The sequence below is a fragment of the Sphingomonas prati genome, assembly GCF_014643515.1.
Taxonomy (GTDB): domain Bacteria; phylum Pseudomonadota; class Alphaproteobacteria; order Sphingomonadales; family Sphingomonadaceae; genus Sphingomonas_R; species Sphingomonas_R prati.
On sequence record NZ_BMJP01000001.1, the window covers coordinates 112350 to 125694 of the forward strand.

The 13345-nt window shown below is 67.1% G+C and carries 12 protein-coding genes; 3 read left to right on the forward strand and 9 right to left on the reverse strand.

The genetic code is table 11. The features are described 5' to 3' along the window. Positions 1-65 precede the first annotated feature (65 nt). The 5 genes from infB to rimP all read right to left on the reverse strand — a co-directional run bounded on the left by infB (position 66) and on the right by rimP (position 6160). On the reverse strand, positions 66-2882 hold the full coding sequence (gene infB, locus IEX50_RS00485) for a translation initiation factor IF-2 (RefSeq protein WP_157177510.1): 2817 nt from the start codon (positions 2880-2882) through the stop codon (positions 66-68). Between the two features lie 7 nt (positions 2883-2889). After that, a complete protein-coding gene (locus IEX50_RS00490; RefSeq protein WP_229673546.1) occupies positions 2890-3606 on the reverse strand; it encodes a DUF448 domain-containing protein in 717 nt (238 codons plus the stop codon). A 145-nt stretch (positions 3607-3751) separates the two neighbouring features. Continuing rightward, positions 3752-3973 (reverse strand): tautomerase family protein, encoded by a 222-nt coding sequence (locus IEX50_RS00495; protein ID WP_157177512.1) that lies wholly within the window; start codon positions 3971-3973, stop codon positions 3752-3754. Further along, positions 3973-5598: a transcription termination factor NusA gene (nusA, locus tag IEX50_RS00500; RefSeq protein WP_157177513.1), complete on the reverse strand. Its 1626-nt coding sequence runs from the start codon at positions 5596-5598 to the stop codon at positions 3973-3975. The genes IEX50_RS00495 and nusA overlap by 1 nt, the downstream gene beginning before the upstream one ends. Before the next feature lie 4 nt (positions 5599-5602). Then, complete coding sequence (gene rimP, locus IEX50_RS00505; RefSeq protein WP_157177514.1) at positions 5603-6160, reverse strand: ribosome maturation protein RimP; 558 nt, start codon at positions 6158-6160, stop codon at positions 5603-5605. Positions 6161-6350: 190 nt separating this feature from the next. On the opposite strand from rimP, the gene IEX50_RS00510 reads away from it, so the two are divergent. Continuing rightward, on the forward strand, positions 6351-7511 hold the full coding sequence (locus IEX50_RS00510) for a PQQ-dependent sugar dehydrogenase (protein ID WP_157177515.1): 1161 nt from the start codon (positions 6351-6353) through the stop codon (positions 7509-7511). Positions 7512-7556: 45 nt separating this feature from the next. Here IEX50_RS00510 and IEX50_RS00515 read toward each other — a convergent pair whose 3' ends face one another. From IEX50_RS00515 to lnt, 4 genes are all read right to left on the reverse strand, one after another. Further along, on the reverse strand, positions 7557-7769 hold the full coding sequence (locus IEX50_RS00515) for a hypothetical protein (RefSeq protein ID WP_157177516.1): 213 nt from the start codon (positions 7767-7769) through the stop codon (positions 7557-7559). A gap of 52 nt (positions 7770-7821) precedes the next feature. Next, positions 7822-8502 (reverse strand): tRNA (guanosine(46)-N7)-methyltransferase TrmB, encoded by a 681-nt coding sequence (gene trmB / locus IEX50_RS00520; protein WP_157177517.1) that lies wholly within the window; start codon positions 8500-8502, stop codon positions 7822-7824. A gap of 134 nt (positions 8503-8636) precedes the next feature. Further along, on the reverse strand, positions 8637-9824 hold the full coding sequence (metK, locus tag IEX50_RS00525) for a methionine adenosyltransferase (RefSeq protein WP_157177518.1): 1188 nt from the start codon (positions 9822-9824) through the stop codon (positions 8637-8639). Positions 9825-9905: 81 nt separating this feature from the next. After that, positions 9906-11408, reverse strand: coding sequence for an apolipoprotein N-acyltransferase (gene lnt, locus IEX50_RS00530; protein WP_157177519.1), 1503 nt, complete (start codon positions 11406-11408; stop codon positions 9906-9908). Positions 11409-11674: 266 nt separating this feature from the next. Here lnt and recA point away from each other — a divergent pair, with 266 nt between their 5' ends. Then, complete coding sequence (gene recA / locus IEX50_RS00535; RefSeq protein WP_157177520.1) at positions 11675-12739, forward strand: recombinase RecA; 1065 nt, start codon at positions 11675-11677, stop codon at positions 12737-12739. 136 nt (positions 12740-12875) lie between these two features. Beyond that, a complete protein-coding gene (locus IEX50_RS00540) occupies positions 12876-13133 on the forward strand; it encodes a hypothetical protein (protein WP_157177521.1) in 258 nt (85 codons plus the stop codon). Positions 13134-13345: the final 212 nt, after the last annotated feature.

Sequence of the window (13345 nt, forward strand, 5' to 3'; positions counted from 1 at the left end):
CACCATTCGTCCGTCATCCCGGCAACCGGGATGACGGACGGAACAGAGCGGCAAACGCGAAGCGCTTACAGCGTGCGTTCGCGCTCTTCGACCTCGAACGTCTCGACGATGTCGCCCGCCTTGATGTCGGTCGACCCTTCGATCGTGATACCGCACTCCAGACCTGCGCGCACTTCCGGCACGTCGTCCTTGAACCGGCGGAGCGACGAGATCGACCCGTTGTAGATGATGACGTCGTCGCGCAGCACGCGGGCACGCAGCTTCTGGCGGATATAGCCTTCGACCACGAGCAGACCCGCTGCCTTGCCATGCTTGCCCGCCGAGAAGACCTCGCGGATTTCGGCACGACCGACGACATGCTCCAGATACTCCGGCCCAAGCTGCCCGGCCATCGCGGCGCGGATCTCGTCCAGCAGGTCGTAGATGACGTCGTAATATTTGAGCGCCACGCCGTCCCGCGTCGCCAGTTCGCGTGCCTTGCTGTTCGCACGCACGTTGAACCCGATGATCGGGGCACGCGACGCCGCCGCCAGCGACACGTCGCTTTCGGTGATGCCGCCCACGCCCGAATGCAGGATCCGGACCTGGATGAGGTCAGTCGAGATCTTGTTGAGCGATGCCACGATCGCTTCGACCGAGCCCTGCGCATCCGCCTTGACGACCAGCGGGAACTGCTGCGCCTGCTTTTCGCGGAGTGCCGAGAACATCGTCTCGAGATTGGCCGGGGCCGACGTGGTCCGCTTCTGCTGGATCACGCTGGCACGGTAATCCGCGACTTCACGCGCACGCGCCTCATTCTCGACCACCGACAGCGGATCACCCGCCGACGGCACGCCGGTCAGACCCAGCACCTGCACCGGCATCGACGGAAGCGCGAGCTTCACGTTCTTGCCCTTGTCGTCGATCAGCGCGCGGACCTTGCCGCTCTCGGCACCCACCACGAAGATGTCGCCGACGCGCAGCGTGCCGCGCCCGACCAAGACGGTCGCAACCGCACCACGGCCCTTGTCGAGCGTCGCTTCCACCACGGTACCCTCGGCCGGACGATCCGGGTTGGCACGCAGTTCGAGCAAGTCGGCCTGCAGCTCGATCTTGTCGATCAGCTCCTCCAGCCCGGTCTTCTTGGTCGCGGAAACCTCCACGTCCTGGACGTCGCCGCCCATTTCCTCGACCTGCACGTCGTACTGCAGCAGCGCCTGGCGGATCTTGGACGCATCCGAACCCGGCTTGTCCATCTTGTTGATCGCCACGATCATCGGCACGCCCGCGGCGCGAACATGGCTGATCGCCTCGATCGTCTGCGGCCGCATGCCGTCGTCGCCGGCCACCACCAGCACGACGATGTCGGTGATGTTGGCGCCGCGCGCACGCATGTCACTGAACGCTTCATGGCCCGGCGTGTCGAGGAACGTGATCTTGTTCCCCGACTTCACTGTCACCTGATAGGCGCCGATATGCTGGGTGATCCCGCCCGCTTCGCCCGATGCGACGTTCGCACCGCGCAGCGCGTCGAGCAGCGAGGTCTTGCCGTGATCGACATGGCCCATGATCGTGACGACCGGCGGACGCGTGACCTGCGTGTCGTCGGAATCGACTTCCTCGTGGCTCGTCAGGTCGATGTCGCTGTCCGACACGCGGTTGATGTTGTGGCCGAACTCGGTGACCAGCAGCTCCGCCGTATCCTGGTCGATCGTCTGCGTGATCGTGACGGGCATGCCCATCTTGAACAGCGCCTTGACCAGGTCGGCCCCGCGTTCCGCCATGCGGTTCGCCAGTTCCTGCACGGTGATCGCTTCCGGCACGTTCACGTCGCGAACCTGCTTGATCGACGGACCGCTGTTGCCCGACCCCTTGGCCTTCTCGCGGCTGCGCTTCAGCGCGGCGAGCGAGCGGGTGCGGGCGCTGGCACCATCGTCCAGAGCGCGCGTGACGGTCAGCTTGCCCGACTGGCGACGCTCGTCGGCATTCTTTTCGCGCGACACGGGCTTTGCGGCCGGACGCGGTGCGGTCGGCAGCGGCGTGAAGCGACGCGGCGGCGGGAAACGCCCATCCGCACCGGCTTCGGCCTGCGCGGCTTCGCCGGTTGGCGCGGCTGCGGCAGCCGCCGGGGCGGCCGGTGCCGCGGCGGGGGCAGGGGCCGCCGTCGGGTTCTCGGCCGCCAGCTTGTTCTGCTCGATCCGGCGCTTCTCTTCTTCCGCGGCCTCGGCACGCAGACGATCCTCGCGACGGCGCGCTTCCTCCAGCGCCGTCATGCGGGCCTCTTCGGCCTCGCGCAGCAGCTTGGCCTGGCGTTCCTGCCGGCTGAGCAGGTCGTTACCCGGGTTGCGGGCGGGGGCCGCCTGACGCGCTGGGGTCCGCACGGGGGCGGGGGCACGGCGCGGGGTTGCGGTCACCGGCTTCGGTGCAGGCGTCGGCTCGGGTGCCGCGACCGGCTCCGGCGCGGCTTCGACCACGGGAGCAGGCGCCGGGGGCGGCGTCGGCACGGGCTTGGCAACCGGCGTGAAGGCACGCGGCGGCGGGAAGGCCGGTGCCGCGGCGGGCGCCTCGGGTGCCGCCTCGGCGACCGGGGCAGGTGCCTCGGCGACAGGCTCGGCGACCGGGGCCGCAACGGGCTCCGGTGCAGGGGCAGGTGCCGCAACGGGTGCCGCGACCGGCGCCGGCGCGGCCACCACTTCGGGTGCCGCCACGGGTTCGGGTGCCGCCTGCTCGACCACAGGCTCCGCCTCGCCGGGCTTGCGGAACACGCGCGCCTTCTTGACCTCCACCACCACGGTGTTGGAACGGCCATGGCTGAAGCTCTGCTTCACCTTGCCCGTTTCGACCGTGCGGCGGACACCAAGCGGTGCGCGCATACCAAGCTTCGGCTTTTCGTTGTCGCTCATATGGTCGTCAGAACCCTTCGATATTCAGCGGGGAAGGGCCTTGCGAAGCACTGTCGCAAGGCTCGATCGCCCATTCTCGTCCGATAAAGTCGCGCCAGCGATCCAGCGCCTGCGTGACTCGCGCGGCAGCAGCCGGCGTTATCAGCGCAATATGTACCACGTTTTCGCGGCCCAGCGCCATCGACAATATGGCACGGCCCGCCGGGATTACCAGACCGCGAAGATCGCTGCCCTCTTCGCCGCGGCCGACGCGGAGCGCCTGATCCAGCTTGCGATTGCCGTCGGTGCCGGCATCCGCGGCGTGCAGCAGCAGCCTGGCGACGCCCTTGCGCGCGCTCTCCGCGATCTTGTCCGATCCGGTCAGCAACGTGCCCGAGCGCGCCTCCAGCCCCAGCCGGTCGAGCGCATCGCGCTCCAGCGCTGCGGCTATGCGTGCGGGCAGGTCGTCCGGGATGGTCAGCGCCTGCGTCTTGAACGCGCGGTACAGCGCCCCCTTCAGCTTGCCCTTGGACAGCGCCGTCTCCAGCGTCGCCCGGTCCACCCCGATCCACGCCCCACGCCCCGGCGCCCGCGCCCGCACATCCGGCGCGATCGACCCGTCGGGGCCGAGCGCCAGCCGGATCAGCTTCTCCCGCGACGCGCGCACACCCGACAGGATGCAGCGCCGCTCGGGATCATGCTTGTTGGCCTTGGTATCTTCTTCGGGCTCGGCATCTGAACCCACGTCCGTGGTAAACGAAGCTCCGGGCACGACCAGGCTGTCGGCGTCCGGGTCACCGGACTCCGTTCCCGTTTCAGGGGAAGGCGCACGCACATCCCCCGCCGCATCGGGCGGGGGCGCATCGCGATTATCTACGAATTCGGGGCGATCATCGTGGGACATCCGCGGTTGCGTCCTCCCGCGGCTTGCGATCCATGACGAGCATGGCGTTGTTGCCCCAATTCTCGGTCGCGACCTCGGTGATGACGATGTGCGTCGTCGCCGGGTTCTTGCCGCAACGCTCGACCAGCGAGCGCGTCACGTCCTCGACCAGACCGCGCTTCTGCTCGGTGGTCAGCGGCCCTGCGACCTTGATGTCGACGAACGGCATCAGGCTTCGTCCTCCGCGGCGGTGTTCGCAGGCGCTTCGTCCGAAGCCTCGGCGGCAGGCGCCTCGTCCTCGAACCAGTGCGCGCGTGCCGCCATGATGATCTCGTTGCCCTGATCTTCGGTCAGGCCATATTCCGACAGGATGCCGCTCTTCTCCGGATCGGTGCTCGGCGTGCGGCGGCGCGGTTCGACACGCTTCTTCAGGATCAGCTCATCGGTCGCCAGATCGGCCAGGTCGTCGAGCGTCTTGATGCCCGCCTTGCCCAACGTCACCAGCATCGCCTCGGTCAGATACGGCAGGTCGGCCAGTGCGTCCTCGACGCCCATGCCCTGCCGCTCTTCGCGGTTGGCCTGCTCGCGCCGGTCCAGCGCTTCTTGCGCGCGGTTCTGCAGCTCCGCGGCCAGTTCCTCGTCGAAACCTTCGATCGCGGCGATCTCGTCGACCTCGACATAGGCCACTTCTTCCAGGCTGGAGAAGCCCTCGGCGACCAGCAGCTGGGCCAGCGTCTCGTCGACGTCCAGTTCCTTCTCGAACAGGCCGCTATTCTCGACGAATTCCTTCTGGCGCTTCTCCGAAGCATCCGCCTCGGTCATGATGTCGATCGCCGAACCGGTCAGCTGCGACGCGAGCCGCACATTCTGGCCGCGGCGACCGATGGCGAGCGACAGCTGATCGTCGGGCACCACCACTTCGATGCGGCTGTCCTCCTCGTCGATCACGACGCGGCTGACCTGCGCCGGCTGCAACGCGTTCACCACGAACGTCGCGGTGTCGGGCGACCAGGGGATGATGTCGATCTTCTCGCCCTGCATCTCCTGCACGACGGCCTGCACGCGGCTGCCCTTCATGCCGACGCAGGCACCGACCGGATCGATCGAGCTGTCGTGGCTGATGACGCCGATCTTCGCACGGCTGCCCGGATCGCGCGCGGCGGCCTTGATCTCGATCACCCCGTCGTAGATTTCGGGCACTTCCTGCGCGAACAGCTTCTTCATGAAATCGGGGTGCGCGCGGCTCAGGAAGATCTGCGGGCCACGCGTTTCACGGGCGACGCGCAGGATCAGCGAACGGATCCGGTCGCCGACGCGGACGACTTCGCGCGGGATCTGCGCATCGCGGCGCACGACGCCTTCGGCACGGCCCAGGTCGACGACGACATGGCCGAACTCGACACGCTTGACGACGCCGGTGATGATCTCGCCCGCGCGGTCCTTGAACTCTTCATACTGGCGGTCGCGCTCGGCATCGCGCACCTTCTGGAAGATGACCTGCTTGGCGGCCTGTGCCGCGATGCGGCCGAATTCGATGTTCGGCAGCGGATCGACGATGAAGTCGCCCACGACCGCGCCGGCCTGCAGCTTCTGCGCGTCGGCGACGCTCACCTGCTTGAAATAATCCTCGACCAGCTCGACGACCTCGACGACGCGCCACAGGCGAAGGTCGCCCGCGGTGGTGTCGATCTTCGCGCGGATGTCGTTCTCCGCGCCGTAGCGGGTGCGGGCGGCGCGCTGGATGGCGTCTTCCATCGCCTCGATCACGATCTCGCGATCGATCAGCTTTTCCTTGGCGACCGCATCGGCGATGGCGAGCAGCTCGGCCTTGTTGGCGGAAATGGCAGTGGCCATCGGACTATCCTTCCTGCGTGGGTTCGACGCCGTCATCGGCGTCCAGTTCGACGATCTCGTCGGCGCCGTCCGCGTTCAGCGGGGCCGTGGCCTTGAGGAGCGCGTCGGTCAAGATAAGTTTGGCGGACGCAATGCCCGTGAAAGGCAGCGTCAGTTCACCGACGCGCTCGACATACAACAGCACGTCGTCGCCATCGACGCCCTTCAGCGACGCCTCATACTGCTTCCGCCCGTCGCGCGGCTCGACCAGCTTGATGCGCGCATCGAAGCCCGCCCAGTCCTGGAAATCCTTGAGGCGGGTCAGCGGCCGGTCGATGCCGGGGGACGATACCTCGAGCCGGTACGCCTCCTCGATCGGGTCCTTCTCGTCCAGCATGTCGGAGATGCGGCGGCTCAGCGCCTCGCAATCCGTCAGGTCCAGCTGGCGGGTGTCGGGCCGCTCGGCCATGATCTGCAGCGTCGGGTCGGACTTGCCACCGTTCATCTGCACGCGCACCAATGCGAGACCCAAGGCCTGCGCCTCCGGTTCGATCAGACTGTTCAACAAGGCGATATCCGCCATCGATGCTCCTGCGCTCTTCATGCGTCATGCATGCGTCCGTATCGCCGGACCCGGGGGGATCCGACCTCGCCAAAGTTACCAATGTCGAGAAGATGCATTTCCTCTACGCCAAACGGCCGGGGGCGGCAAGACTGCAACATAAAGCCGGGCTGCGGAGTTTTGCACCAAACGAAACTGCCGGGAGACAGTCATGCGCATACCGACCACCAGCTTCACCCTCGCGTTGCTCCTCGTCGCCTGCGGCACCGCCGCGACCGACGTGGGCGAAGCCGTAGCGCAGGGCGCGTCCGCGCAGGCCCCGATCACCGCGGAACAGCCGTTCGCCGCGAAGGACTTCATCGAAACGCAGGTCGCCCGGTTCGACAGCCCCTGGGCAATGACCCCGGCGCCCGGCGGCGGTTTCCTCGTCACCGAAAAGGCCGGCACGCTCAAATATCTCCCCGCCGGCGCAAACGCCTTGGCGCGCACGGTCGTCGGGGTGCCCAAGGTCGACGCCGCGGGGCAGGGCGGGCTGATGGACGTCGTGTTCCGCCCCGGCACCGATATGCTCTATCTCAGCTATTCGGAGGGCGGCGCCGGCGGGAAGGGCGTTGTGCTCGCCCGGGCGCGCTTCGTGCAGGATGCGAAGACCGGCCCACGGCTCGATAATGTCGAAACGTTGTTCCGCACGCCGAAGGTCGACGGCAACGGCCATTATTCCGGCCGTATCGCGTTCGCGCCCGACGGGCACCTGTTCTTCACCGCCGGCGAACGGCAGAAGTTCGATCCCGCGCAGGACCCGAAGCTGACGCTCGGCAAGGTCCTGCGCCTGACCGCAGACGGCAAGCCCGCGCCGGGCAACCCGCTCGCCACCAAGGGCTTCGACCCCGCGGTCTGGACCTACGGCCACCGCAACCTGCTCGGCATCGCATTCGATGCGAAGGGCAATCTGTGGGAGCAGGAGATGGGGCCGAAGGGCGGCGACGAGTTGAACCTCATTCTGCCTGGCCGAAACTACGGCTACCCACTCGTGTCGAACGGCGATCATTATGACGGCCGCCCGATCCCCGACCATCCGACCCGCCCGGACCTTGAGGCACCCAAGGCCAGCTGGAACCCGGTCATCTCGCCCGCCGGCCTCATGATCTATTCCGGTGCGCTGTTCCCCGCGTGGCGCGGCAACGCCTTCATCGGCGGGCTGTCGTCGAAGGCACTCGTCCGCGTCGCGATCGACGGCACCACCGCTCGCGAGGCCGCGCGCTACGACATGGGCGCCCGCATCCGCGAGGTGGAACAGGGCCCGGACGGTGCGGTTTACGTCCTGGAAGACGGCCCTAACGCCCGCCTGCTGCGCCTGACGCCGAAGCCCTGAAGTCGCGCCAAGCCGTCATCCCGGGCAGGTCCGGGATGACGACAGCTACTGAACGTCGTCGATCAGCGCATCCAGCCGCTTCTGCGCGTCGCGATCATATTGCGCCGGCGCCGCATGCATCCGGCACGCATCGCTCGATCGCCAACCGAAGCGATGATCGATCGTGCAACGCTCGTCCCGCGAAGCGGACAAATAATAGAGATGGAACCCCACCGCACCGATCAGGGCGGCAAGTAGAACAGTCACGAAGGTCTTCATGCCGCCGCGATACCCGGCTCGCGCTTCGCCCGCCAGTGGCGAAGCGCGGCGATTACCGTCGCCGGTACCGGAAGTACCAGACCTCGTGTCCCTTGCTGCGGGCTTTCTGCTCATAGCGTGTCTCCGGCCAGTCGTCCGGGCGGACGAGGAAATCCTGAGGTCCGTCGATCAGCCATTCGAAATCCGGGCTCTCGCCCATGATCATCATGGCCCAGCGGACATAGACGGGGTGGTCGGTCCCGAACCGGAACTCGCCACCCGGCTTCAGCTTGCGTGCGATCCGGTCGACCGGCCCGGCGTTCATGAAGCGCCGCTTGGCATGCCGCGCCTTCGGCCACGGATCGGGGTGGAGCAGATACACCCGCTCCAGCGAGGCATCCGGCAACCGCTCAAGCACGTCGAGCGCATCGCCCATGTGCAGCCGAACATTCTCGATCCCGTCCGCATCGATCTTCATCAGCGCACCGACGACGCCGTCCAGGAACGGCTCGCACCCGATGAAGCCGTGGTCGGGCCGCATCGCCGCCTGGCCCGCCAGATGTTCGCCCTTGCCGAACCCGATCTCGACCTGCATCGGCCGATCGTCGCCGAACAGCATGGCCGCATCGATCGGCCCGGTCTCCGGCACCGCCAGCTCCGGCAGCATCCGCTCGACCAGTCCGGCCTGGCCTTCGCGCAATTTATGTCCGGTGCGGCGGCCGTACAGCCGGCGAAGCGTCGTGGGATCTTCCATGACCGCGCCGGTTAGCCGACGGGGAGGGCGAGGGGAAGGCGCGTCCGACTTCGCCCGAAACGAAACGGGACCCGGAGTGACAGGCCAAAGCCCGCAACCCCGGATCCCGCATTAGGTCCGCAATGAAGTCGGCCTTAGAAAGCGCGCTTCAGCTCTTCCACCAGGTCGGTCTTCTCCCACGTGAAGAAGTCGCCGTCCGGCTGACGACCGAAGTGACCGTAGGCCGCGGTCCGCGCATAGATCGGCGCGTTGAGCTTCAGATGCGTGCGGATGCCCTTCGGCGTCAGGCGCACGAGCTGCGGCAGGATGCGCTCGATCGCCGCTTCGTCCACCTGGCCGGTGCCGTGCGTGTCGACATAGAGCGACAGCGGCTCGGCCACGCCGATCGCATAGCTCAGCTGGATCGTCACGCGACGCGCCAGGCCCGCCGCCACGATGTTCTTCGCCATGTAGCGCGTGACATAGGCAGCCGAGCGATCGACCTTCGTCGGATCCTTGCCGGAGAACGCGCCGCCGCCATGCGGGGATGCGCCGCCGTAGGTGTCGACGATGATCTTGCGCCCGGTCAGGCCCGCGTCGCCGTCCGGCCCGCCGATTTCGAACAGCCCGGTCGGGTTGACGAAGATCGACTCGTCGCCCGGCATCCAGCCCTCGGGCAGGATCCCGGCCATCACGCCCTTGGCATAGTCACGCAGCATCGCCTGGTCGGCGCCCTTGCCGTGCTGTGTCGACACAACCAGCGCGGTCGCGCGGACCGGCTTCTCGTTCTGATATTCGAGCGTCACCTGGCTCTTGGCGTCCGGCTCCAGGAACGGTGCTGCACCGCTGTGGCGATCCTCCGCCATCTTCTCCAGGATGCGGTGCGCGTAATACAGCGTCGCGGGCATCAGGTCCGGCGTCTCGTCGGTCGCGTAACCGAACATAATGCCCTGGTCGCCGGCGCCTTCGTCCTTGTTGCCACTCTCGTCCACGCCCTGCGCGATGTGCGCCGACTGCGGATGCAGGTGGTTCGCGAAATCGGCGGTCTGCCAGTGGAACCCTTCCTGCTCGTACCCGATCCGCTTCACGGTCTCGCGCGCGGCGGCCTCGATCTCGTCGAGCGCGCCGGCGGACCAATTGCCCGCCGTGTCGATCATGCCTTCGCCGCGGACTTCGCCGGCCAGGATGATGCGCTGCGTCGTCACCATCGTCTCGCACGCGACACGCGCCTGCGCGTCCTTGCCCAGGAACAGGTCGACGACCGCATCCGAGATCTGGTCGGCAACCTTGTCGGGATGGCCTTCGGAGACACTTTCGGAAGTGAACAGGAACGTATCGCGCATGGGTAAAAGCAGCCTTTCCAGTAGAACGGGCGTCGTAGAGGACACCGCATATAAAGATATAAAGCTATCCTTATATCTGCCTTAGCCGCGCTTCGACCGCCGCGCAATCGCGGCAATGGCCAACAGTGCCAATGCCACCACGAGCGGCAACAGGTTGCCGAACCGTGCGAATGGCGTCGCCGCGAACGGGGCGGGTAGGGTGGTATCGATCGCCCCCGCGCGGTGCGTCGGGATCGTGCGGAGCAGCCGCCCGGCGGGATCGATCAGCGCGGAAATGCCGTTCGGCGTCGCACGCACGACGGGCAGCCCTTCCTCGATCGCGCGCAGCCGCGCCTGCGCCAGATGCTGCGGCGGACCCCACCCGCCGAACCAGGCGTCGTTCGATGGGTTGAAGATGAAGTCCGGCCGGTTCGCGCGGTCCACCACATGGCCGGAAAAGATGATCTCGTAACAGATCTGCACGCCGATCTTCCCGAACCCCGGCAGCGCGAACGACCGCGGCCCCGGGCCCGGCCAGAAATCGATATCGCCCGGCACCAGCCGCGACAGCCCGATCGGCGACAGCAGCGCGCGCATCGGCAGATATTCGCCGTACGGCACCAGATGCGCCTTGTCGTAGCGGTGCAGCAACCGCCCGCGCGCATCCATGACGAACAGGCTGTTGCGCGCGCCGATCACATTGTCGCGATCGTCACGCTCCAGCCGCGTGCCCCCGGTCACCAGCAGGTCGGCCGGCCGCAACAGGTCGGTCAGCGCCTCGCGCGCCAGCCGGTCGGTTTCCAGATAATATTCGACCGCCGCCTCGGGCCAGAACAGCAGCCGCGCCGGCGCACCAGCCGCCGGCCGACCGGACAACCGGGCGAGCTTGAGCAGCCCGTTATAGGCATAATCCTCATGGTTGCGGGCATCCTGGTCGATGTTCGGCTGCACCACATGGATCGCACGCCCTGTATCGCGCGCAGCCGGGGTGGGGGTCAGCGACAGCGCGAGCGGCAGGACCGCGGCCGCGGCCGTCGTCCCCGGCTTGCGCAGCGCGGCGGCCAGCACCGCACCGCCCGCCAGCACCATCAGCGCGGACAGCCCATAGGTCCCGACATAACGCGCCGCCTGCGCCGTCGGCAGGCCGATCCACGCGACGCCCAGTGGGTTCCACGCAAAGCCTGTGAACAAGGTCGCGCGCACCCATTCGGTCAACGGCCAGACCCCCGCGAACGCGAAGATCAGCGGCATTGTCCGCCGTCCGCTCGCCAGCCACGCGATCGCCGCCGCGATCGCCGGGAACACCGCCAGGTATATCGCCAGCAGCAGCACGGCCAGCCAGCCGAGCCACGCCGGCATCGCCGCCTGGTAGGTGAACGCCGTCGCGATCCAGTTCAGCCCGAGCGCGAACTGCCCGAACCCGAACCACCAGCCCAGCGCCGCCGCCTGCCGCGCGCTGCGCGCCTGGGTCAGCAGGTACAGCAGCCCCGCCAGCGCACCGATCGTCAGCGGCCAGGCGCCCAGCGGCGCGAACCCGGTGGCCGACACCAGGCCGAGCGCGCCCGCGGCCAGTGCCCGCTGCGTCGGCGACGTCCGCGGCGTCATGCGGTAACCCGGTTGGCGGACATCGGCGCTCTCCTTCGCGCCGCCGCTAGCCGATCCGCGCGACCGATGGAACAGGTCCCAAACATCGTCATGCCGGACGCGGAGCCGGATCCCGCTTCTTATCCACGCCCGACTGTGCGAAACGAAACCGCAACCACACTCCAACAAACCGCTGAAAGGCGCCGTTCCCTACTTGTTCCAACAGAACAAAGCGCGTACATGGAAAGTCCTGTCCGGACTGGACCTGACATGCGGGGATCGACACCATGGCGGCGCAACTGAAGCTTATCGGATCCGAGAAGGAAAAGGCCGACATGGACAGGCAGAAGGCGCTCGACGCCGCGCTGGCGCAGATCGATCGCGCATTCGGCAAGGGCTCGGCGATGAAGCTGGGCAGCAAGGAAGCGGTCGAAATCGAGGCCGTCTCCACCGGTTCGCTCGGGCTCGACATCGCGCTCGGCATCGGCGGTCTGCCCAAGGGCCGCGTGATCGAGATCTACGGTCCCGAATCGTCGGGCAAGACCACGCTGGCACTCCACGTCATCGCGGAGTCGCAGAAGGCGGGCGGCACCGCCGCGTTCGTCGACGCCGAACATGCGCTCGACCCCAGCTACGCCCGCAAGCTCGGTGTCGACACGAACGAACTGATCGTGTCGCAGCCGGACAACGGCGAGCAGGCGCTCGAGATCACCGACACGCTGATCCGCTCGAACGCGATCGACGTGCTCGTCGTCGATTCGGTCGCCGCACTCGTGCCGCGTGCCGAAATCGAGGGCGAGATGGGCGACAGCCATGTCGGCCTCCAGGCGCGTCTCATGAGCCAGGCACTGCGCAAGATCACCGGCTCGATCAGCCGGTCGAAGACGCTTGTTATCTTCATCAACCAGATCCGCATGAAGATCGGCGTCATGTACGGCTCGCCCGAGACAACCACCGGCGGCAACGCGCTGAAATTCTACGCGTCGGTCCGGCTCGACATCCGCCGCATCGGCCAGATCAAGGACCGCGACGAGATCGTCGGAAACACGACCCGCGTGAAGGTCGTGAAGAACAAGGTCGCGCCGCCGTTCAAGCAGGTCGAGTTCGACATCATGTATGGCGAGGGCGTGTCCAAGATGGGCGAACTGCTCGACATCGGCGTCAAGGCCGGCGTCGTCGAGAAGTCCGGCGCCTGGTTCAGCTACGATTCGATCCGCATCGGTCAGGGCCGCGAAAACTCGAAGACCTATCTGAAGGAGCATCCGGACATCGCCGAGCGCCTCGAAAAGGCGATCCGCGACAACGCCGCCGGCGTCGCCGAACAGATGATGACCGGTCCCGAAGAGGACTGATCGCCTCTACACACCGATCACGACCCCGGCCGCGCTTCCAGACAGGAGGCGCGGCCGGTTTTGTATCCGGGCGAACCCGGCTTGTACCCGTCCGCGATCCGCGTCATCCTCAGGCCACCAACCCGAGGAACACGCCATGCGTATTCTGCCCCTGCTTCTGACGCTCGCCCCCATCGCCGCGACCGCCGCCCCACCGATCCTGCCGACACCGTCGTTCGGGGCAGAGCCCCGACACTGCCCGGCAACGGACGTCCGGAAAGCCAGCGACTCGCAATCGGGCAAGGCGCAAAAGCTCGGCGAGCTGCCCCCGGCCAACCATTATCTCGCCGTCGATCGTCGCATCGATCGCTGCCGCGCACCGGTCATTGTCCGCACAAACATCGGAAAACGCTGACCCGACTCGGGAATTTCTCGCGAATATCTGTGTGTCGCGAGCACCCCGCAGACCCCCCCCGCCGATTTTTCGGCCTGGAATCTCGGACCCCGACAACAAGCGAAAATCGGCTCGCCGGGGCTCTGGCTCGTCCGGCCGCGAAACCTTAGGACTTCGGTGTCCTACACGGACTTCGATCGCCATCGTCTTCGCCCCGTCACCCCCGAACCCCG